Genomic DNA, 21,133 nt, shown 5'->3' with positions numbered 1-21,133 from the left:
TTCTTAATTTCTATTCAGCCGTATTTTGACGAGGAAGTTAAAGCCATTCGGGTTCACACTATTAATATCAGATGTTGCGTTTGGGTGAGGCGGATAGGATTTATCCTCAGAATAGCCACACCTTAGGATATAAAGAGTGTATGAATTAAACGATGAGTGAGAAGAAACTCAGTTAAGAGAAAATGATATAGTAACTTGCATTGACGAACTCACTATTATGTTTTAAGCCTTTTATTATAAACACCGCAAAGCGGGGACATAAAGGGGACTACTCGATGAAATTCAAAAACTGCACGAGCCATTTCGTATTAATCGCAGCGATGTCTGGGGCGATGCTGAGCGCGCAAACAGCTCACTCTCAGGCGGGGCAATCCGTGCCGGGCGAAGAGATGCAAAGCGAAAGCGGCAAATATGAGTTGGACAATATTATTGTGACGGCCCAGCGTCGCTCTACGACAGTCCAAGATACATCGGCCGCGATTTCAGCTTTCTCTGGAGCGAATCTAGAAGAAGAACGTATTTTGAGTTTTGAGGATTTAGCGGGTAGCGCCACATCGCTTTCTTTTACCGCTTTATCGCCGCTGGATCAGGAATTTAATATCCGAGGCATTACGAACACTCGTTTGGACTCACCGTCAGCTGACCAATCAATCGGCATCTTCTCAGACGATGTATATGTTGGCCGTTCTGGCTTATTTAATTTTGATTTATACGATATTGGCCGTGTAGAGGTCGTTCGCGGCCCGCAAGGCGTGCTTTTAGGCCGAAATGTCGTGGGTGGTGCTATTAGCATTTACTCCGCTGAACCTGAATTTGACCCTAATGGACGCCTGTCTGTATCCTACGGAAACTACAATGAAATCCTCGCGAATGGTCATATTACCGGTGCGATTACAGACGATCTTGCGGGCCGGTTCTCGTTTCAAGTTCGCAATCGGGACGGGTTTAACCAAGATATCATGCATAATGTCGATTTAGATAACGTGGATTCTTCGCAGTTTAGAGGGCAGCTTTTATATATGCCTGAAAATTCACAATTCTCTGCTAAATTATCCATGGATTACACCAAAGATACATCCAATGGATTCCACTCGGTTGCGGTTGATGATCCGTTTGCAGGGCAAGGCGGCTGGAGTTTGGCGCGTGAACAAGTCGGTGTCGTTCGTGGGGAGGCTTTAGATATTCGAGAAAGTCTTCCTGAATGGCCTAGATATAAAGGGGATGCGCAAGAAACCCCGCAGCAACTTAACCGTGAGGCCTATGGGATTACCTTGAAAATGGAGAATGAGTTTGATTTTGCAACGCTCACTTCAATTACAGGTTATCGAAAAGGCGATGCACACAATTTATATGACCAAACTGGAATTGGCCCCGATAACATTTATGATGTTGTCGTTTTGTCTCCTCCAGCCTTTACTTCGGGTGTAAATGAAACTGAAGATATAAAGCAGTTCTCTCAAGAGTTACGCCTAGTATCGGCACCTGTTGATCAAGGTTTTGATTGGATTGTTGGTGCCTATTTACAGAATGACAAAGTTAAAAAGTTTGATAGATTTTGGGCGCAAACTCCTATTCCAATTCCAACGCTAAGTGGTGAATCAACGTGGGATAATGAATCGAAAAATGAAAGTTATGCGGCTTTTGCTCAGTTAGGTTACCGTTTTAATGACAAGTTCCGTATTGTCGGTGGCTTGCGTTACACAGAAGATAAAAAAGGTGGCTCCGTTACGGGCACAGCTGTTGAAGGTGGTGATCAGTTTTTCCCAGATGACCAAGTTGCTTTAACGCCTTTATCGGGTGTTTTCTTAGAGGGAGACTCATACACAACAGATTACAGCAATAAATGGACTCAGTTTACACCTCAGTTTACGGCCGAGTTTGAACCGAACGATGACATGTTGCTTTATGCAACTTATTCCATCGGGTATAAAGGTGGTGGTTTTGAAGATGACCCAGCCAATGCCACGGCTGCGCAGACAAGTTACGACCCAGAGACTGTCGATAATATTGAAATCGGTGGTAAGTTTGATTTCTTCAATAATAGAGCCCGTTTGAACGTCGCTGCATTTTTCATGAAGTATAAAGATCTGCAGGTCACGCAAACAAACGCAGATTGCCTGTGTAATATCACTGATAATGCGGCTGATGCCGATATTAAAGGGATAGAGCTTGAGGGTGAATTTGTCGTGGCCGAGGGCCTGACATTATCGGGCGGTTTAACATATTTAGACACAGAATATATCGACTTTGTAGATTCACTAGGCCGTGATTCATCTGGTAATTTTTTGCAGCGCACACCTGAATATCAGTTCAACGTCTCTGCGAATTATGAAACTGATTTAGGCGAATGGAGAAATGGGTTTAAGGCAAATGTTAGCTACTCCCACCAAGGAAAATTATTCTGGGCACCAGAAAATGTAAATTATGAAGATGCCTATGGCACGTTAAATGGCCGCGTCTCTATCACCCCTAATGAAGGTGACCTTACTGTATCGCTTTGGGGGCGTAACCTTACAGATAAGCTTTACCGTACAAATGTCATCGCCTTCTTTGGTGACGAAATCTCCCGTTTGGCAGCCCCTAGAACTTATGGGGCTTCGGTCGCCGTTAAATTCTAAAACAAAGCTGCTAAATAAACTAAAAGACCCAGGTCGTAAAACCTGGGTCTTTTTTTTATCTAAAATTTATTAGGGGATTAAAACCGTGAATAGGTTAAATCGTCTTTTCCTTTGCACCCCATAATGGTTTCAGGGTGATCTGGTTTGAATAGTCCTAGGCACCAACCTTCGGAAGCGGGTTCGTCTCTGTTCCAATCAAACGCCATTTTACGGTGAGCGATTTTCCATTCACCCTCTCTGCACTCAAATTTATCAAAAATACGGCCGCCCGTTAATGTATCCCAGGGTTCGCCGTCTTTTTGAAATCTCGCGAAAGTCACAAGATAGGTTTCAACCCACGCCGTATCGCCTTCGATCTCTGTATGCATGTTGCCGACATGATGCATCATGACATCGCCTTTAATCAGGCGGGCCATAGCCCCATCGATATAGTCATGCGCAGGGCCATTATAGGTATTAGCATGTTCTTCTATGGCGTCTTCCCAATAGCAACTATGGAGTAATGGCCCGTCTGCGCGGTCAATGGCGCGCGCATAACGCATGATAACATCGCTAATGTCTTGTTTAGCGATGACGGTTTCAATTGTGTTTTTATACATTATGTTCTTCCTTTATGCAGGGCCTTCGCCATAGACCGTTTCAGAGTATGTGGATCACGGGCTAGGAACGCGCGAACAGAGACGGAATGTGCATCCGTGTCATGTTCATGGATATTGTTTTCAATGGCGACGATTCCGGCCTTGCCTATGTCTCTAGGTGTAGACTTCTCTTGCCAAGTAACATGTTTGGCCATGCGCGTATCGACGGAGCCGACAATCAAAGCAGAAACTTGTGTGTTCTGGGGCTCGAGTTCTGCCCGCATACAGTCACTGGCTGAACGTGCCGCGAATTTTGAGGGGCTATAGCCGCCCATCCCGGGAACGGAAACAATACCGCCTGCTGATAGAACATTCACAATGGCTCCGCCGCCATTGTTTTTAAGAATGGGGGCGAAGGCTCTGCACATGGCGACGACGCCAATGTAATTCGTTTCAATTTCCTGCCGCATTGCAGACATATCCGGTGCGCCTAACAAAGTTTCCCTATTAAAGGCGCCAGCATTATTAATGACGACATCGACATCTGGACAGGCTTGGGCTGCGGCCTCAACCTCATCAAGTTTTGTGACGTCTAATTGAATAGGCTTTAGTATATCTGGATTTGACTCTGCGATGGCTTGGGCATCAGAGAGTTTACGAGAGGCAATATATACGCGTTCTGCGCCTGCCTCGATTAACTCCATTACGAATCCAAGGCCTATGCCTCTATTTCCGCCAGTTACGATGGCGGTACATCCTTCTACTTTCATGTGTGTATCCTCAGGTTAAGTTTTAGTTTCTAAGCCAGTCGCCATAAAGAATATCATCCGGCTTTTTGGCGCCCCGCACGAGTTTATCTGGATCAGGCGCTATTTCTCCGCGGCCCCATGTTTCGCGTAATGGCATCTCATGGTTCCAATCCCAGACAAGGCGGCGATGTGCGATTTTCCATTCGCCATTACGGCGTTCCATTTTGTCGATAACCCGCGCCATTGTTAGGCTGTCATAGGGGTTCTCAACCGTGTCGCGTCTAGAGAATGTAAGGAAATAGCATTCTGTATAGGCGCTCTCTCCGTCTAATTCGATATTAATATTTGTAACGATGTGCGACATGCGCGGCGCTTTGGGGAGAATCTTTCGTAGCATCTCTACATATTCTGTAGCGGGCCCTAAAAATGTGCCGCCATGATCTTCTATCGCGTCATCATGATAAGCCGCTGCAATTAAATCTGCATCGCCGCGATCAGCGCCTCGCGCATAATTGACTAAAAGGTCATATATCTCCTGTCGGTCAAATAATTCCTCTATTGATTTAGGACGTGCCATCTTTCCCTCTCTTTTTAGTTATGGTTGTTTTGTTTTGCTTTTTTATAGAAATGCGCAAAGGCAGCTTCTGCTCCGCTGAATTCAGTGCCATTCTCTACAGAAGATAATGCGTTGATATGCTCGCCAAACCAGTCTGGTGTTGGGTTAACGCAGCCTCCGCCAATACCCTCTATCGTGGCGCTTCGAGCGAAATATTTAGCCCCAGCCATCCAGACTTGCCCATTGGCGTGACAGTCTGGCCGAGCAAACCATGTTGCTGCGGCTGTGGCATGGCTAGGGTGTAAATCTTCGTCTACGGCCGCATTTTCAGCAGATGTCATATTCGTCGCAGCATATGGCGCTATAATATTTACACGTATATTAGTTCGGCTTAATTCATCTGCGAGTGTTTTCGCGTAAGCTATAAGGGCGGCCTTAGAAGCGGCGTAAGGTGCTCGGCCGCGGACACCATAGAGTCCTGCAGATGAAGCAATAAACACAATACGTCCTGCTGACGATTCGCGTAGATAAGGCAAAGCGGCGTCTATTAATGCGGTATTGGCAAAGAAATTAATTTCCATGATTTGGCGCAGCTTAGGGTCGCCCTGATCATTAACTTTCATGGCGGGGCCAGAAATGCCGGCATTCAGAATCAAAATATCCAGTCGGCCAAAGCGCTTTAATGTATTGGAAATTATTGTCGTTGCCGCGCCTTCTTCATGGACTGGACTGTCTTCAAAATCAGCGACGTAATTTTGTTCTTGTAATTCGGTTGCTATTTTTTGGGCGGAGCTAGGTGTGTTGGGGTGACTTCTATTATTCACCATGACCTTGCACCCGTCTAATGCAAGAGACTTTGCGAAGGCCGCACCTAGGCCTTTTCCCGCGCCAGTAATAAGTGCAACTCTTTCGCTTTGTAACATTATTCCCTCGTTTTCTGTAGTATAACAGAGAGGGTATGTTAATGAAAGTTTATATTAAAAAGAGTTACTCTGAAGCAGCGGCGGTCACGGTAGATGGAACATCGAAATTTCCTGATATATCATAGGTCACATCGCTGATATGGATAGGCTTTCGGCATTCAGAGCAAATCACTTGTGGGTTAAGATCTGACTCACAAGGAAGATGCGTGAGCAGAAGCGGCGGTCCCTCGGGTGAGACATAATATTTATCCCCCCATTTCATAAGCATCAGCAAAGCATGGTAATAATCTACGCCTTTTGATCGTAATCTATATTCGTAACGGGGTGGGTTCGTATTATATTGCTCTTGTCGGATCATGCCAATTTCTTCCAACCAATTTAATCTTTCTGATAAAATGTTGGTTGCGATGGCCGTATCGACACGAATGTCATCAAATCGATTAATGCCTGTATAAATAGAGCGTAAAATAAGACTAGACCATCTATCTCCCATGATTTGAGCGGCTTGGTCCATTAGTGAAATGGAGCGTTGTTCTGCGTCTCGGCTCCTACGGCGACGACTATAAAGCGGAACCATCCATCCAAGACCTGGCCCTTCTTTCCATTCGACCTGAGTTGGGTTTATTTCGTCATTACAGCTTCCACAGGCAGGAACGGGCTCAAAAATTTTGCCACAAGGTTTATGAGTAAGCTCTACCGTGATTTTCCCGGGTTCTTGCCAGCGTCGTTCCCACCGCAATAACATCAAAGCGACCCAATAAAGGTCCTGACCCTTATCCGTCATAATGTACTCATAACGCGGCGGGCTATCGCAATATTTGCGCTTCACCATAATGTCCGCCTCGACCAGTCGTTTTAGGCGACTGGATAGAGAGGCCTTTAAAAGCCCTGTGCGCCGGCGAAAGCCGTCAAAGCGCTTTCCGCCAAGCCAACTCACTTCGAGAATAAGCAGGATAGGGTAATCGCCAATAACTTCTAGCGCACGCCAAATTGAGCACGAACGAATAAGATCTTTTTCCATAGATTTATACTATGAACAATTACCGTATATCTGTCCATTCTAGGGGGTGTATAATTGCAACTTTATCTATAGTTTTTTAGTTTTTAAGCTCTTGGCCGCGACATAAAATAATAGGGCGCCAATAAGATACCCGCTTACGGCCACAATGACGATGGCATAGCGAATGCCAGACTCAAAAGGAAAGAATGTATCGCCAATCCATGCGGTTAATGTCGGGCCTAAGCCGAGGCCAATTGCATTGACGGCAAAGACATATGCGGCTGAGATTGTGGCTCGCATACGGTTAGGCGCTAATTGCTGAATAGTCGAAGGCGCTGCGCCAACGGCCACAGCCGCGGCTGAGAAAAACAGAACAAACGAGACCGCTAAAAGGGGAATACTGCCTGTAATTGGAAAGATGAGAGCGCCGATGGATCCAATTAAGGCTGACCAGCCACAAAATTTGAGTCTAACAGCGGGCGTGCCGCCGCCAATGCGGTCCATTAAAGCGCCGCCGCCAATTAATCCGATGAGGCCGCCAATAATTAACATGGCACCCGCAAACCAGCCAGCATGCACCATTTCCATTTCAAATGTCCGCATCAGCATGGCTGGTAACCATGAGATAGACCCAAGAACAGAAAGATTCACAGCACCAACACCCACAAAGAGTGACCAGAAAAATACACGATTTTCCTGCATGTGATCAACGACCTTAGATAAGGGTACAGGCTCCTTTGTCTCGGCTTCGGCCGCCGTGAAACGACGCTTAGGCTCAGGGAGAAAGAGAAACATTAAGGCGACTAGCAATCCAGGTATGCCTGCCACAAGAAAAGCAATCTGCCAGGCTTTTACTTCGCCTAATATGGGTAGAGAGGTTTGACCTGCATTCGAAACGGCCGCAACGACCACAGCGCCTAGCATAAAGGCCAGTCCCGCACCGATAGCCGAACCAAGACCATAAACTCCCATAGGCAAACCAATTTTGTTTTTTGGAAAACTATCGGAAATCACTGAATACGCGGCAGGAGACAAAACAGCTTCTCCAACCCCAACGCCCATTCGGGCCACAAAGAATTGCCAAAAATTACTCACACCGGCACAAATTGCCGTCATGATACTCCAGACAGCTATTCCTAAAGCCACAATTTTCATACGGGGTGCGCGATCAATTAATCGTCCAATAGGAATCCCCGCTACAGTGTAGAAAATAGCAAAAGCGAGGCCTTGTAAAAGGCCTATCTGTGTATCCGTCAAGACGAGGTCTTCTTTGATAGACTCTACTAAAAGACCGATAATCATGCGGTCGATAAAAGAGAAGATATAAGCGATAAAGAAGGCCGCCACGATGCCCCATGACACGATGGCCTTGGGGAAGGGCTGGCTTGTATCGGTTTCAGCTATTAATGTTTCATGTGTTGTAGCAGGGTTAGTCATCAGGTGTTCCTGTCCTAATCAAAGTCGTGTTCTAGTCCCATTTCAGCGAGCAACTCTGCGCGGTCATAATACTCACGCCAGACTTTAACTTTATCGCCTTCAACTTCTAAAATGCCGACGACAGGAACCTTGCCCTTATGGCCTTTATAGGTGAATTCATCCACACGTTCGATGACAACAACATCATTGATACGTCCAATGTTGATGATGTTAAGTGTAATTTCAGAAAGGCCTTCCCCTAAGCCAACAATACGCTTTCGAATGGTTTCGCGGCCGACAACAGGGTCAATCATCATAGAGTGCAGAACACCGTCTTCTGTGAAAAGGTCTGCAATCTTGTTCCACTCTTTTTCGTTCCATGCGGTTATCATTTCTTCCACAACAGCTATCTTTGGATCGGCTTGCATGTCGGTCTCCATATTTTGATGTGTTTCTGCAGTTACACTTGGTTGATGCGTGGCCTGATCGGCCTGACTACAGGCCGTTAGGGCGGTGCAGCTGAGTGCTGCGGCAATAAATATCTTGCGAAAGTCCATGAAATCCTCCAGTTAGTATTATTATGAAAGTTATACCTGCGGGAAGTTTGTAAGTACGTCAATACAAATATGTGAATGACCGAAAATGCCTTCCGAGAGGAATTGTAGAAACCTAATTGGTGAGTAAGATGGAAATTGAGCGACTTAAAAAAATAAAATCGAATTTACAGCCGAGTAACCACCCTTATCTAAGCGGGGCATGGACACCGCAACATGAAGAGGTCAATGCAACAGACCTTGAAGTGATCGCTGGCGAGATTCCTAAAGACATTGATGGGATTTATCTGCGCAATACCGAAAACCAAGTTCATCAGCCCTTGGGCCGTCATCACCCTTTTGATGGCGATGGTATGATCCATCAGATAAGTTTCTCTAAAGGCACTGCAAGTTATCGAAATCGATTTGTTCGCACGCGGGGTTTTGAGCTTGAGCAGACCTTAGGGAGCGCGCAGTGGGGCGGTTTAATGGATGGCCCTGGCACATCAAAACGCCCCGGATTTGGTGCGCATGGCGGGTTGAAAGATACAGCAAGTACTGATGTGGTTGTGCATCGCGGGAAAGCCATCGCTACATTTTACCAATGCGGCGAGGGGTATATATTAGATCCAGAGACTTTAGAATTTGAGGGCGTAGCCCCATGGGTGCCATTAGATGGTATCTCGGCGCATCCCAAAGTCGATGAAGCGACGGATGAGCTGTTGTTTTTTAACTACAGTAAATCAGTGCCTTACATGCATTACGGCGTTGTGAATAAAGAGGGAAAGCTAACAAATTACGTTCCGATCGATCTACCAGGCCCTCGGCTACCTCATGATATGGCCTTTAGTGAAAACTGGTCTATACTTAATGACCTTCCTGTTTTTTGGGATCAAGAGCTTCTGAAGCGTAATATTCATGCCGTGAGATCGCATGAGGGTTTGCCCTCTCGTTTTGGTCTTATTCCTCGTCATGGCGGGTCAGAAGATGTGCGCTGGTTCGAGGCGAGCCCAACATATGTTCTTCATTGGTTGAATGCTTATGAAGAGGGAGATGAAGTTATTTTGGATGGGTATTTTCAGGAGAATCCGTCGCCAGAGCCGATCAAAGAAGCAGGAAAACACGGCCATCTCATGGCTTATGTTGACCTTCATAGTTTGCAATCTAAGCTACACCGTTGGCGCTTTAATTTAAAAGACGGAACGACAACCGAAGAACGATTAGACGACAGGGTAGTAGAGTTCGGTATGATAAATCAGCAATATGCAGGTCAAAAATATCGTTATGTTTATAGTGTCCAATCGAAGCCGGGATGGTTCCTATTCAATGGATTTGTGAAGCATGACCTCGTCACCGGAGAGAGCGAAGAAGTACATCTCGAAGAGGGTCGATATGCCTCCGAAGCGCCTTTCGCACCCAGACTTAATGCGCAATCAGAAGATGATGGCTATTTGGTCAGTTTTATAATTGATGAAAATAAGGGAACATCTGAATGTATTCTTATTGATGCTAAGAAGTTTTCAGAAGGCCCCGTGTGCAGAATTAAAATACCTCACAAAATGTGTAGCGGCACGCATTCAACATGGGTCGATAGGTCTAAGCTATAGATCTTTATAACAAGGACAGGACTGTTTCTCTCAAAGTGTCACGCATGACTTTATTCATCGCATTACGAGGGAGGCTAGGAACAGTGACAATAAATTCGGGGCGTTTGAATATCGCTGTTCCTTTTTCTGCCAACCAATCAGAAATATCTGATAGTTCTACTGTCTCTCCAGCATTTGGCACAATTGCGACCGCGACTTTTTCTCCAAGTCGTGAATCATCAATACCTACAGTCGCGGCTTCGCTAATCTTGGGGTGACCCACGATAAGGTCATCAAGTTCCGCAGGAGAAATATTTACGCCGCCCCTTACGATTATCTCTTTAGAGCGGCCAACAAAGCTATAATACCGCGATAAGTTTCCATCCCCTGCGATTTGAAATAAGTCACCTGTTTTGTAATACCCAGCCTCATCAAAGGCTTTGCGATTAAGTTCTGGCGACTCCCAATATCCAGAAAACATAGTTGCTCCTGCAAGGCGCAATTCGCCTGTTTTGCCAGGTTCAGTGATGTCGTCACCTGTTGCTAAATCTACTAATTTTGTCTTCAAAACCTGAGCTGTTCGGCCTTCCCAATATATGTCTTTGGCGCCTAGGCGAGGAAAGTAGCGAGCCCGTTCAGTGGTGTCGGGGACGGATTTTGGGCTTGAAAACAGTGAAGACCCTTCATTCGAACCAAATACATTTGTTATCTCGATATTATAGGATTGTTTCCAGCTATCAATCAGCCAAGGGGAAAGCGGAGCAGAGCCTGAACCAATGGCACGAAGTGATGAGATATTGAATTTTTTCAAGAGATCAGGCTGTTTCAACAAGGCACCCAATACGGCTGGCGGCGCAATTGTATAGGTCACGCCTTCGTCTTGTATTTGTTGCAGGAATATGCCGATATCAAAAGGGTGATGTAAAACAAGTTTCGATTGCAGCATGAGCCACGGCAAAACCAACCCGCCTATCGAACCAATATTAACCAGCGGGAAGGGGTTAAGCAAAACATCGCTCTCTCGCATTTCAAGAGAATCAATAATAACTTCTGCGTTTAATACCCAGTGAGAATGACACCTTGGAACGCCCTTTGATTGTGACTCCGTCCCAGAAGTCCAACAAATCGTCAGGATTTCAGCGGCGTTAATAGGGTTGTTAGCGGCATAATTAGAGAGGCGCGCTGTGTCTGCCGTAGTTTCCAATAATGACGTTTTCTCAGGGTCATCCGATAAAACGATGAGGTCAAGGTCTTCGTTTTCTGTGGCTAGAGTCTTGCCTAAATCCGCATGATTGAATCCATTGAATGATTTAATCGTGATAAATGCGCGCGGCTTAATCTTATGTATAGCGTGTCGAAGCTCGTGTTCTCGATACTGCATAACAATCGGACTGATGATAAGCCCCAATTTGGAGGCCGCTAGAAAGATAATAACGGCATCAACTGTATTGGGAAGTTGAACAAGAATGCGGTCGTCTTTGTTCAAGCCTAATTCCAAAAGAGCTGTGGCGACTGAGTCAGTTAGATTTCGCAAAGCATTCCATGTTAACGATCTTGGAGCCACACCATCCATTGAAAGCCTGTTCAGCGGGTCAATTAAGGCCATCTCATTAGGGTGTTTATCGCAAGCCGCTTGAAAAAGGTCGTTGACTGTGACGTCTGACCACCATCCTTTTTTCACATATTCTGAAACTGTTTCCTTTGGTGTTAGGATCATAAAGGCTTCCCCAAATTTATTTTCTATAATAACTTTCATAAAGATACTGACATGAAAGCGCAACTACTCTAAAGTAACAATATGGTAGGTTTTAATCGAACAAAAGTTATTCAATGGGCCACAGGCTCTATGGGCCGAACCTCTATGCGGATGGTTCTGGATCATGATGAGATGGACCTAGTGGGGGCGCTCGTTTACTCAGACCGAAAGGCGGGGCTTGATTTAGGCGAAATAGCCAAACGTCCAGAAACAGGGATTAAAACGACACGTAGCAAAGCCGATATCATGGCTGTTGAGGCGGACGTTGTTATTCATATGCCGCGCATTACCTTGCCCTATGAGGCGATGGTTCCAGATGTGATAGCCTTATTAGAGTCAGGTAAAAATGTTATTTCTACGGCCGGTTTTCATTGGCCTGAAGCGCAAGGCGAAGCCTATGCGAATGCCCTGAAAGAAGCCGCCATAAAAGGCGGCGCGACACTTGCGGGTGTGGGTGTGAACCCCGGTTTGGTTGCGGAAAGGCTTATAATGAGCGCTGCCGCCATGTCGGTTGATATTAACGAGATTAGTCTTTTTGAAACTGTAGATGCTTCGGCAATGACCAGCGGCGCATTTGTTTTTGACTTAATGGGACTGGGGTCTGACCCTGCAAAGGTAGATATTCGTAAAGGGCCTTTGGCAGAGCTTTATAGCGCTTTATTTTCAGAGATATTTTATTATTGCGCGCATCATTTCGGAAGCAAGATTGCCAAGATTACACCTGATCACAAATTAACTTTAGCGCCGAAAGACATTCATTTAATTCCGGGTGTCATCAAAAAAGGCTCGGTCGCTGCTACCGAATGGTTTTGGACAGCAAGGCTCGAAAACGGAACAGATATCGTGCTGTCAATCATATGGACGGCTGATACCGCTTTGCATGAGAGCGATAAGCAAGGGCACTGGATGCTAAAAATAAAAGGGCGTCCAAATATAACAATGACTTTGGACATATCAGAGCCTGACCCCGACAAGCCGCCCTCTCGCGCTTTGACTGATGCAGTTTGCGCCGTAGCGATTAACGCCGTTCCGGACGTTATTGCGGCCCCGCCAGGCTTGTTCGCGTTTGCTCCAATTGGGCTAGGGAAAGTGAAATCATAATGGATGTTTATATTCAAGATTGTGTGCGTACGCCGCGCGGAAAAGCGAGAGACAGTGGGGGACTGGCTTCATACCAACCCCATGAATTAGTTGGTCACTTAATCGGGGCTTTAGAGCAAAGAAATGCGGTTTCAAAGCAGAATGTTGAAAGCCTTACCCTTGGCTGCGTAGGCCAAATAAATGCGCAGGGCGGACATATCGCTTTGACATCAAAGATATTAAATCATCTGCCTGAAAACAGTACGGCACATACTGTAAATAATTTTTGCGCGTCTGGTCTTTCCGCTATTGGTCTCGCAACTGCCACTATCGCGGCTGGATTTACAAAGACAGCTCTGGCGGGCGGCGTAGAAATGTTATCCCGCGTCCCCTTTATGGCCGATGAAGCAAGCTATTATTCTGACAAAAGCCTTCCCCCACTTAAGCAATATATACCTGTTGCTTTGGCTGCTGATTTATTAGCGCGTCAAAATGGAATTGCCCGAGAGACCTTGGATGAAATCGCTCTAAGATCGCAAAACAGAGCTGAAGCTGCGGAAGAAAACACCGCCTTGTTATCCTCTAGAATCGCGACGTCCACGCTTGATAGAGATGAAGCGATTAGACCGACAAATATGGAAACTTTGCAGATGTTAGAACCTGCCTTTGGTGCTTTTGCACAGCCATATGCCTCAGCCTTAGATGGGCAAGATTACGAACCGCAAATGACGAAATCTCACGCGCCGCCAATGGCCGATGGTGCGGGACTTGCTTTATTGGGCGGGGCGGGAGTTTTTAATACTCCGAGGGCTCGGATTATTAGTTTTGTAGAACAAGGTGGGAATGATCGAGAATCTTTATTGGCAGGAATAGCTGCAATGAAAGAAGCGCTTATGCGGGCAAATTTGGATTTCAAAGATATTGATCGAATTGAATTTATGGAGGCATTCGCCCCCACCGTCGCAATATTTGAACGTGAATTTCAACCCGATATTTCTAAAGTCAATGTCGGAGGCGGTCATATCGCCAAAGGCCATCCTATGGGAGCTACAGGCGCTGTGCTTTTGTCGACCTTGATGGATGCATTGGATGAATGTCGAGGCCGATACGGGCTTGTGGTTGTAACCGGGGCGCAAGGTGTAGGCGCAGCGATGATTATAGAGAGGCTCCATTGAAACCTAAGTCTTTAGAAAAATTGCGACTTCCCATAATGGTGGCGCCAATGTTCCTTGTCTCAGGTCCTGACCTTGTCATTGAGAGTGCGAAGGCTGGGGTCGTAGGGGCGTTTCCGACGCCGAATTGCCGAACAATTGCTGAATTAGATAGCTGGATGAATAAGGTTTCTGCTGAAACAAAAGAAGCAGATGGATTATGGGCTGCAAACTTAGTGACACACAGAACCAATGACAGGCTGATAGATGACCTAGCCTTGGTCGCCAAACATAAGCCGCCCATCGTGATTACGGCGCTGGGTAGTCCTGCACCCGCCATACCTGTCGTGCATGAATATGGGGGTATTGTATTAGCTGATGTTGTAAATTTGCCTCTTGCTAAAAAAGCCGCCAAAGCTGGCGCTGATGGACTGGTCGCTGTCTCTGCAGGAGCAGGCGGCCATACAGGGCATTTGTCGCCTTTTGCTTTCTTATCAGCATTAAGAGAGTTTTTTGATGGCATTATTTGTGTAGGCGGCGGGATTTCTGATGGCGCGGGAGTAGCTGGCGCTGTCGCGGCAGGGGCAGATATTGTCTATATGGGCACCCGCTTTTTGGCGGCCAAAGAAAGCCTTGCCGTACCAGACTATAAAGAGATGGTGGTTCAGTCATCGATTGACGACATTTTGGTCAGTGCTGCCATCACTGGAACATCGGCGTCTTGGTTGAAAGCTTCACTTGAAAACAACGGTTATAATCTCTCCGATTTAACGATGCCAAAAGAACGAAATTACGGCGGCGCGGATGTCGGAAAACGGTGGAAAGATCTATGGGCTGCAGGGCAGGGTGTTGGTGCTGTGAAAACTAAAGCGCCTGCGAAAGAAATAATCGAAAATTTATTTCAAGAATTTCAAAAAGCGCAGGCGCGAATATCTCAATATTAAATGTTTGCCGCCTTAGACTTTTTTAGGCGGCATAGGAATAAAACCAGAGGTGCGGCGTACATAATCCGCATAGCCTGGACGTGTTTTATGTAGTCGGCCTTCGACTGTTGGCGCACCAGACCATCTCATAAGCGTCCACGTTAATAAAATTGGGCCGATAATTGTCCAAAGTCCATAAGGCGTTTCTGAGGCAATCAAGAATAGACCCCACCAGACACAGGCATCGCCAAAATAATTAGGGTGACGTGTATATTTCCAGAGCCCCTTATCCATAACTTTTCCAACATTGTTCGGGTCGCGCTTAAACCGCACTAACTGCGCGTCTCCAACGGTTTCAAATATGATGCCCAGAATAGCCAGCCCCACCCCTATCATTGCGATAATGCCTAAGGGTGTGTTGCCATCGGCTTGCCCCAATTGCACTGGTAAGCAGACAATAAACAGCAAAGGGGCTTGTGTCGCAAAAACCAATAGCGCCGTCGCTTTACCAAACCCCCATCCTTTTCTCGCTTCTGCCTTACCAAGCATGGCTTGGTAACGACGGTCAGGTCCGTGATCACGCCAACGCCAGAGCATATACCCTCCGAGGCGAAGACCCCAAGCTGCGCATAATGCCAGTAATACCCATTTACGTGTGTATTGCCCGTCTGTGAGGAAAAAACTTGTTGTTGCGAGTGCAACCATGCCTAAGGCCCAGACGCTATCAATCGGCGTTACATCGCGTGTTTTTAGGCATATTAGCCAAAGAATGAAAAAGCTAACAACGAGGATTACCGCGTTCCAGAAGAGAAGCATAAAAGGGGACATTAAATTCTCCAAAAGGTTTACGTCACGATATGGACGGTTGGAGGAGGACTGTCTTCGTAAAGCGCCTCCAGTATATCTTGTCTGTTTGACAACACAGCACGCCGGTTAATCGTGCCTTTGTCAGACACTTCATGAGCCGACATATCAGGCGGCGTCGTAAGCATCGTGAATCTTTTTATTGTGGTCGAGGCCCCACCGATTTGGGTGTTAAACGTCACAAGTGAAGCAGAAATTCGTTCTTCCGAAGCTCCTGCTTTGGGCCAAACCATTAAGGTTAAATAGGGCCGATTTGCATCGCATATAACTAACTCTGCAACATCTTCTGCGAGGGCTTTTAAAAGATTACTTCTTAACTCTCCGCCATAAACCCAGCTGCCATTCAGTAGCTTGAACTCTTCAGCCAATCGACCTGAGAACGCCAGTCCTTCGCTTAGGTCATCTGGATTAATGAGGCGGACTAAATCCCCTGTCTTATAAAAACCTTCACCGTCGAAGGCTTCGGCATTTTTTTCAGGGTTGTTGAGATAGCCGTTCATGAGGTTTGGACCCTTGAGACGAATTTCATATCGGTCTTCAACGGGTAAAAGCTTCACGGTCACTCCGGGACAGGGAAGCCCAATACCAACTTTTTGAGTGGGATAATGGATGGTCATACAGCCTGAGACTGTTTCAGTCATTCCATATCCCGTTGTCATATGAATGCGGTGGCCCGTTTCTTCATAAGCCATTTCCTGAAGCCTATCGTAAACGGATTGCGCAAGGCCCGCCCCGCCAAAGAGCATCAAACGCATTTTCTTGAAAAAGCTTTTCTTAAACTCTGCATTTTGTTCCATCGCATTGACCAACATGGCGTAGCCAGAGGGAACATTATTGAAATAGCAGACAGGAATTTCCGTTAAATTCTTAATGGTTTCATCAATCAATGTGGGAATAGGTTTCCCGGCGTCGATATATAAACTGCCCCCGCAAACCATCGATGAGCGTAAGACTGAAAGTCCAGCCGCATGATGCCAAGGTAGCCAGTCGACCATTTCATCATCCCATCCCGCTGCGCGGCCGACAGCGGCGTAAGTTTGCGCAGAGTTTGCGGCCAATGCAGCAAGGCTGAGGGTCACGACTTTGGGGAGGCCTGTCGAGCCAGAGGTCATCATATATGTACTTACCGCTTCGGGATCGATGGCATCCAAAGCTATGTTTACTTTTTCATCGGCCTCTAAGGCATAGATGTCTTTCAGCATCGCCGTTGGTCGATGAAAGAATTCATCATTGGCTGTGATAATTTTAACATCCTCAGAGAGGACATTCTCTATGGACGTTGCAAAGTTTTTGTGGCTTGCAGAAAAAATACCGGCTGGGGTTGTTAAATTGGCAACATGCTTAAACCGAGCATAATCCCCCGGAAGTGCAAAGGAGGGACTAATCGGCGTATGAATGACGCCGGCACAATAACAGGCAAAATTGACAATGGCTGTATCTATTGAGTTTTCTGACAAAACCATCAAAGCGCGGCCCCGTGGAATGTTTTCAAGCATCCACTGTGTCATCGAGAATATACGTTTTTTTAAATCGCCATAGCTGACTTTGACCCAATCGCCGGCCGCATTGCGTTCAGCCAAAGCGATAGCTTCTTTATTCGTTTCGACTGTGGACAAAATAGTCCTGACGAAATTCTTATCATAATCAGGCATTGGAATGACGGATTCAAATATAATGGATCCATCAGGTCTTTCGTCGATGCTAAGGTCGACGGCCATAAACTCCGCATCCCGAAACGGGGCTTCTTTGAAAGACATTATTGTGCAGGCCGGTTGATAAGTTCCTTTACCTGATCGGGGTAAGGGTTTCCGGCTTTCATTGAATCAATAACCCCGCGATCAACATAATCCCGCCAAGCGCTGATTTTATCGCCTGAAAATTCTATAACGCCTGCATAAGGTGCGGCTACTTTGACGCCCTTTGTGGTGACATACTCATCTACGCCTTCAACAAATAATCTATTTTCAGTTTCTGCGTAGTGAAATATACGCCATGAAACTTCGCCAATTCCAGCACCAAACTTATCCAAGAAAGCTCGGGCTTCTTTTTTGCCTCGTGCCGCTGGTGCTATGGCCGCCGCATAGTGCCAGACAATGTCATCAGACATCGCATCAATAACGGCGTCAACATCTTTGCGCTTCCAAGCTTCTATTACAGATTTAAATTGGTCAAACCGACTGGTCATTTGCATTTTCCCCTTTGTATGATTTGTTTTTGCCGTGCAGGCTGAAAGTGTGGCCGCCGCTGAAATTATTATTATGTCACGACGGCCCCACATTAGGCGGCGTTTTCTACGATGAAGCTTACGGTAGTTGTCGTAGAGCCTCCAATATTCAAAGTTTGCGTGCGCTTTGCGCCTTCGACTTGGTATTCACCTGCTGTCTCTGTTACTTGTTTCCCAGCATCGAGAACCATACGTACGCCCGTGGCGCCGACAGGATGACCAAGACCTATTAATCCGCCGGAAGGGTTGACGGGTATCCGTCCGCCCATTTCAATACTGCCATCTTCAATGGCTTTCCATGACTCGCCTGGAGCGGTAATGCCAAGGTGATCTATGGCCATATACTCAGTAGCGGCAAAACAGTCATGTGTTTCAACGGCGTCTATTGCATCAATACCGCTGATATTTGCTCTGGTGCGTGCGTCTTCGATGGCTCGTCTTGTTTGCGGGAAAACATAAGGCTGTCCTTCGCTCGCGCTTACTTTTTTCTTATATGCAATAGGCGCAGAGCGATGTCCCCATCCCGTGATTTGTGGCAAGGATTCGAAATCTAGCCCCCGTTCCTTGGCATAAAGTTTTGCACGTTCAGCAGAAGCAAGAAATATGACGGCGGCGCCATCAGTGACTTGTCCGCAATCCATTTTTCGCGTGCGGCCCTCTATAACGGGATTTGCAATATCATCTGACGTGAAGCTCGCGTCCGTGAACTCCCATTGACGTGTCTGAGCATTTGGATTGCGTCGGCCATTAGAAAAATTAATTTCTGATATGCGCATCAAATGTTCATATTTCAGGCCATATCGGCGGTCATATTCTTCGGACACATCTGAAAAGGAACGCGGCCAGATATATTTCGCGTCTTGATATTCATGACCCCGCCATGCGGCCGCACCAAGATGGTCTGCCGCAATATGTCCAGGCACATTGCGCATTTGCTCTAGGCCCAACACGCAAGCAAGGTCGTATCGTCCCGCTTCAATCTCGCTCATAGCGGCTAAAATCGCTATACTGCCCGAGGCGCAGGCCGCTTCATGCCTCGATGTCGGTAAGCCATCAAAATCTGGGTGGGCCATACCAAAAAAGCCGCCGAGCAATCCCTGACCGGCGAAAAGTTCTGAGACGAAATTGCCAACATGACCTGTCTGAACATTTTTCGCGTCTAGCTTTGCGGACTCCAGACCGGCAAGCAGCGTATTTGAAAATGCCGTTTCGAGGTCTACACCTTCACGGGCCCAATTTCTTGAGAAGTCAGTTTGCGTGCCGCCTAAAATATAAACCAATTTCATTTCTCCTATCTTGTAGGTATTGTTACACAAGTTACTTTAAATGAAAAGCGGTAGTTTGAAATATTTCTGTTATGGGGTTGAAAGCAGGATTCGAAGGGTTTGCGTTTAAAGGAACATCTCCCTCACGCATATGCCTTTATAAGACGACCGTGCTTTGCGCGTGTCTCTATTACGTCCTGTGACGACGATAAAATTTCACAAGCTCTGAATGTGGGGCTTATTGAGCTAAAGGCTAATTATTCGTTTGATGACATCAAGGGCAAAGCTAAAATTGCGGCGCATTTAGCTGTTAAATCATCCTTGTCATGGGGCGGCGAGACTTCAACAAAATCTGCTAAAGGCAAAGGTTTTCCGAAGGCCTTACAGGCGGACAAAATTTGCGAGATGATGAATTCGACTGTCGTGAAGGCGACGCCGCGAATGGCAGGGGCGCTTACGCCCGGGGCCTGATAATGCGGTAAGAGGTCAATATCGACGGTTAGGTAAACGATATCCGAACGTGAAATCAGCGCGTCGATTATGGCTTTGGCACAATAGGGGTCGGCTAGTAGATCTGTGTCAAAAACTATATTTACGCCCCAATCCTTTGCTCTGGCGAATAAGGCTTCGCTATTTGATTCCTTTGCTGCGCCAAGGCATAGATAATCAAAGCCCTTTGGATCTAGCTTTCGAATTTGATTGAACGGCGTTCCGGATGAAGGTCCATTCTCACCAATATTCCGAAGATCTAAATGCGCATCTAAATTAATTATGCCAATGCGTTTTTCAGGATAGGCCAGACGAAGCCCCAAGAAGCTCCCATAGGCCGTTTCGTGGCCCCCGCCCAATACAATCAGGCGATTATGTTGCAAAAGCGCTTGTGAAACATGTTGGGCGAGCGTGTCTTGCCCTAATTCTAAGTCATCCCCCTCAACTTCTATGTCACCTAAATCTGTGAACGGGATAAGGGTGCGCGGCGCCGCAAGGTTAGCGAGGGCACGGCGTATCGCTGTTGGCCCCTGCTTCGCGCCAAGCCTACCTTTATTCCTATTAACCCCCACGTCACAGGCAAAACCCAAAATGGCATTTGGGGCATTATTTTGAACATAGTGATAGACACGTTTGGCGGAGGGGCCGTCTTCAACGTCGCTTCGGCCAGATAAAGGTTGAGGAGCCGTGTGGTAGACAGTCATGAGCCGCTCTCCCTTATAATTGCGCGTTAAGTTTAAATGTTGGGTTATAGAAAGTTTTCGTTGTCGTGATGACGGTGTCATTTTGCCATGTTGTGCGGTCAATTAAAAAGAGGGCCTGAGCATTTTCCACGCCTAAAGCGGCGGATGTTTTTCTATCAGCATTCACGGCAGAGAAGCTAACATCCCCTCTTGAGAATGGAACAGATTTAACCAACCACTCATTAATGCTCATCGTCTTGATGGGGGCGTTCATAAAGTCATCAACGCCGGCTAGATTTAACCACCGGGTCTCAAAGGCAAAGGGGGTATCGCCTGCAAAATGGAGTGTTTCCATATAATGGACAAGGTCTCTGTCAGCATTCTGAAATCGTGTGGATATTGTTTTAGGTGGAATCTTAGGCGTGTTAGCCAAGAGCTCAAAGCGATAGGCTGCACCTATGGCTTCGACCTGTTCTCTAACGATAGGAATATTAAATCGGGCTTGTCTAACAGGGTTTTGACGAATCCGAGTCCCGCCTTTGCGTTTGCGAACCACAAGGCCTTGTTCAGCCAAAGTCCGCAGGGCGCGGTTAACAGTTGTACGGGCGCAACCATATTCCTCTGCAAGAGCAGTCTCTGCCGGAATTAACCCGCCTAATTCCCACTCACCAGATTGAATGCGGCTTAAGAGGGACTCTCTGATGGCGTGGTGTGAAGTCGTTGTCATTTACGTTTATAC

General features: G+C 46.6%; 19 protein-coding genes. 5 read left to right on the top strand and 14 right to left on the bottom strand.

The window, feature by feature from the left end; translation table 11 throughout:
* Positions 1–275 precede the first annotated feature (275 nt).
* Positions 276–2,618 (top strand): TonB-dependent receptor, encoded by a 2,343-nt coding sequence (locus DES40_RS07610; RefSeq protein WP_121100188.1) that lies wholly within the window; start codon positions 276–278, stop codon positions 2,616–2,618.
* 77 nt (positions 2,619–2,695) lie between these two features.
* Here the strand turns inward: DES40_RS07610 and DES40_RS07605 are convergent, their stop codons facing one another.
* The 7 genes from DES40_RS07605 to DES40_RS07575 form a co-directional block, all read right to left on the bottom strand.
* Complete coding sequence (locus DES40_RS07605) at positions 2,696–3,217, bottom strand: nuclear transport factor 2 family protein (RefSeq protein ID WP_121100186.1); 522 nt, start codon at positions 3,215–3,217, stop codon at positions 2,696–2,698.
* Entirely contained in the window at positions 3,217–3,966 is a 750-nt protein-coding gene (locus DES40_RS07600; protein ID WP_121100184.1) for an SDR family NAD(P)-dependent oxidoreductase, read from the bottom strand. Before DES40_RS07600 ends, DES40_RS07605 begins: the two co-directional genes overlap by 1 nt.
* A gap of 22 nt (positions 3,967–3,988) precedes the next feature.
* Positions 3,989–4,522, bottom strand: coding sequence for a nuclear transport factor 2 family protein (locus DES40_RS07595; protein WP_121100182.1), 534 nt, complete (start codon positions 4,520–4,522; stop codon positions 3,989–3,991).
* A gap of 14 nt (positions 4,523–4,536) precedes the next feature.
* Complete coding sequence (locus DES40_RS07590; protein ID WP_121100180.1) at positions 4,537–5,424, bottom strand: SDR family NAD(P)-dependent oxidoreductase; 888 nt, start codon at positions 5,422–5,424, stop codon at positions 4,537–4,539.
* Positions 5,425–5,488: 64 nt separating this feature from the next.
* A complete protein-coding gene (locus DES40_RS07585) occupies positions 5,489–6,445 on the bottom strand; it encodes a winged helix-turn-helix transcriptional regulator (protein ID WP_121100178.1) in 957 nt (318 codons plus the stop codon).
* A gap of 66 nt (positions 6,446–6,511) precedes the next feature.
* On the bottom strand, positions 6,512–7,861 hold the full coding sequence (locus DES40_RS07580) for an MFS transporter (RefSeq protein WP_121100176.1): 1,350 nt from the start codon (positions 7,859–7,861) through the stop codon (positions 6,512–6,514).
* Between the two features lie 14 nt (positions 7,862–7,875).
* The gene (locus tag DES40_RS07575; RefSeq protein ID WP_233345496.1) at positions 7,876–8,397 is read right to left on the bottom strand and encodes an SgcJ/EcaC family oxidoreductase; all 522 of its coding nucleotides are present in this window, start codon (positions 8,395–8,397) and stop codon (positions 7,876–7,878) included.
* Positions 8,398–8,525: 128 nt separating this feature from the next.
* Here DES40_RS07575 and DES40_RS07570 point away from each other — a divergent pair, with 128 nt between their 5' ends.
* Complete coding sequence (locus DES40_RS07570; RefSeq protein WP_121100174.1) at positions 8,526–9,980, top strand: carotenoid oxygenase family protein; 1,455 nt, start codon at positions 8,526–8,528, stop codon at positions 9,978–9,980.
* Positions 9,981–9,984: 4 nt separating this feature from the next.
* Here DES40_RS07570 and DES40_RS07565 read toward each other — a convergent pair whose 3' ends face one another.
* The gene (locus DES40_RS07565; protein ID WP_121100528.1) at positions 9,985–11,676 is read right to left on the bottom strand and encodes a class I adenylate-forming enzyme family protein; all 1,692 of its coding nucleotides are present in this window, start codon (positions 11,674–11,676) and stop codon (positions 9,985–9,987) included.
* A gap of 81 nt (positions 11,677–11,757) precedes the next feature.
* On the opposite strand from DES40_RS07565, the gene DES40_RS07560 reads away from it, so the two are divergent.
* The 3 genes from DES40_RS07560 to DES40_RS07550 are packed head-to-tail and all read left to right on the top strand — an operon-like array spanning position 11,758 to position 14,890.
* Entirely contained in the window at positions 11,758–12,816 is a 1,059-nt protein-coding gene (locus DES40_RS07560) for an NAD(P)H-dependent amine dehydrogenase family protein (RefSeq protein WP_121100172.1), read from the top strand.
* Positions 12,816–13,970, top strand: a complete 1,155-nt coding sequence (locus tag DES40_RS07555) for an acetyl-CoA C-acyltransferase (protein ID WP_121100170.1) — start codon at positions 12,816–12,818, stop codon at positions 13,968–13,970. The genes DES40_RS07560 and DES40_RS07555 overlap by 1 nt, the downstream gene beginning before the upstream one ends.
* Positions 13,967–14,890, top strand: coding sequence for an NAD(P)H-dependent flavin oxidoreductase (locus tag DES40_RS07550; protein WP_233345495.1), 924 nt, complete (start codon positions 13,967–13,969; stop codon positions 14,888–14,890). Before DES40_RS07555 ends, DES40_RS07550 begins: the two co-directional genes overlap by 4 nt.
* 12 nt (positions 14,891–14,902) lie before the next feature.
* On the opposite strand, the gene DES40_RS07545 is transcribed toward DES40_RS07550, so the two are convergent.
* The 6 genes from DES40_RS07545 to DES40_RS07520 all read right to left on the bottom strand — a co-directional run bounded on the left by DES40_RS07545 (position 14,903) and on the right by DES40_RS07520 (position 21,121).
* The gene (locus DES40_RS07545; RefSeq protein WP_121100166.1) at positions 14,903–15,697 is read right to left on the bottom strand and encodes a DUF1295 domain-containing protein; all 795 of its coding nucleotides are present in this window, start codon (positions 15,695–15,697) and stop codon (positions 14,903–14,905) included.
* 17 nt (positions 15,698–15,714) lie between these two features.
* Positions 15,715–17,490 carry an AMP-binding protein gene (locus DES40_RS07540; protein ID WP_121100164.1) on the bottom strand — a complete coding sequence of 592 codons (1,776 nt, stop codon included), beginning with the start codon at positions 17,488–17,490 and terminating at the stop codon, positions 15,715–15,717.
* The gene (locus tag DES40_RS07535; RefSeq protein ID WP_121100526.1) at positions 17,490–17,918 is read right to left on the bottom strand and encodes a nuclear transport factor 2 family protein; all 429 of its coding nucleotides are present in this window, start codon (positions 17,916–17,918) and stop codon (positions 17,490–17,492) included. The genes DES40_RS07540 and DES40_RS07535 overlap by 1 nt, the downstream gene beginning before the upstream one ends.
* A gap of 92 nt (positions 17,919–18,010) precedes the next feature.
* Positions 18,011–19,237, bottom strand: a complete 1,227-nt coding sequence (locus tag DES40_RS07530; RefSeq protein WP_121100524.1) for an acetyl-CoA acetyltransferase — start codon at positions 19,235–19,237, stop codon at positions 18,011–18,013.
* Positions 19,238–19,479: 242 nt separating this feature from the next.
* On the bottom strand, positions 19,480–20,415 hold the full coding sequence (gene hutG / locus DES40_RS07525; RefSeq protein WP_121100162.1) for a formimidoylglutamase: 936 nt from the start codon (positions 20,413–20,415) through the stop codon (positions 19,480–19,482).
* Between the two features lie 13 nt (positions 20,416–20,428).
* The gene (locus tag DES40_RS07520; protein ID WP_121100160.1) at positions 20,429–21,121 is read right to left on the bottom strand and encodes a GntR family transcriptional regulator; all 693 of its coding nucleotides are present in this window, start codon (positions 21,119–21,121) and stop codon (positions 20,429–20,431) included.
* Between the last annotated feature and the right edge of the window lie 12 nt (positions 21,122–21,133).

Origin of the sequence: Litorimonas taeanensis, assembly GCF_003634015.1 — a bacterium.
Classification (GTDB): domain Bacteria; phylum Pseudomonadota; class Alphaproteobacteria; order Caulobacterales; family Maricaulaceae; genus Litorimonas; species Litorimonas taeanensis.
The sequence above is the reverse complement of the archived record's forward strand: the minus strand, read 5'-3'. Positions and strand labels throughout refer to the sequence as shown.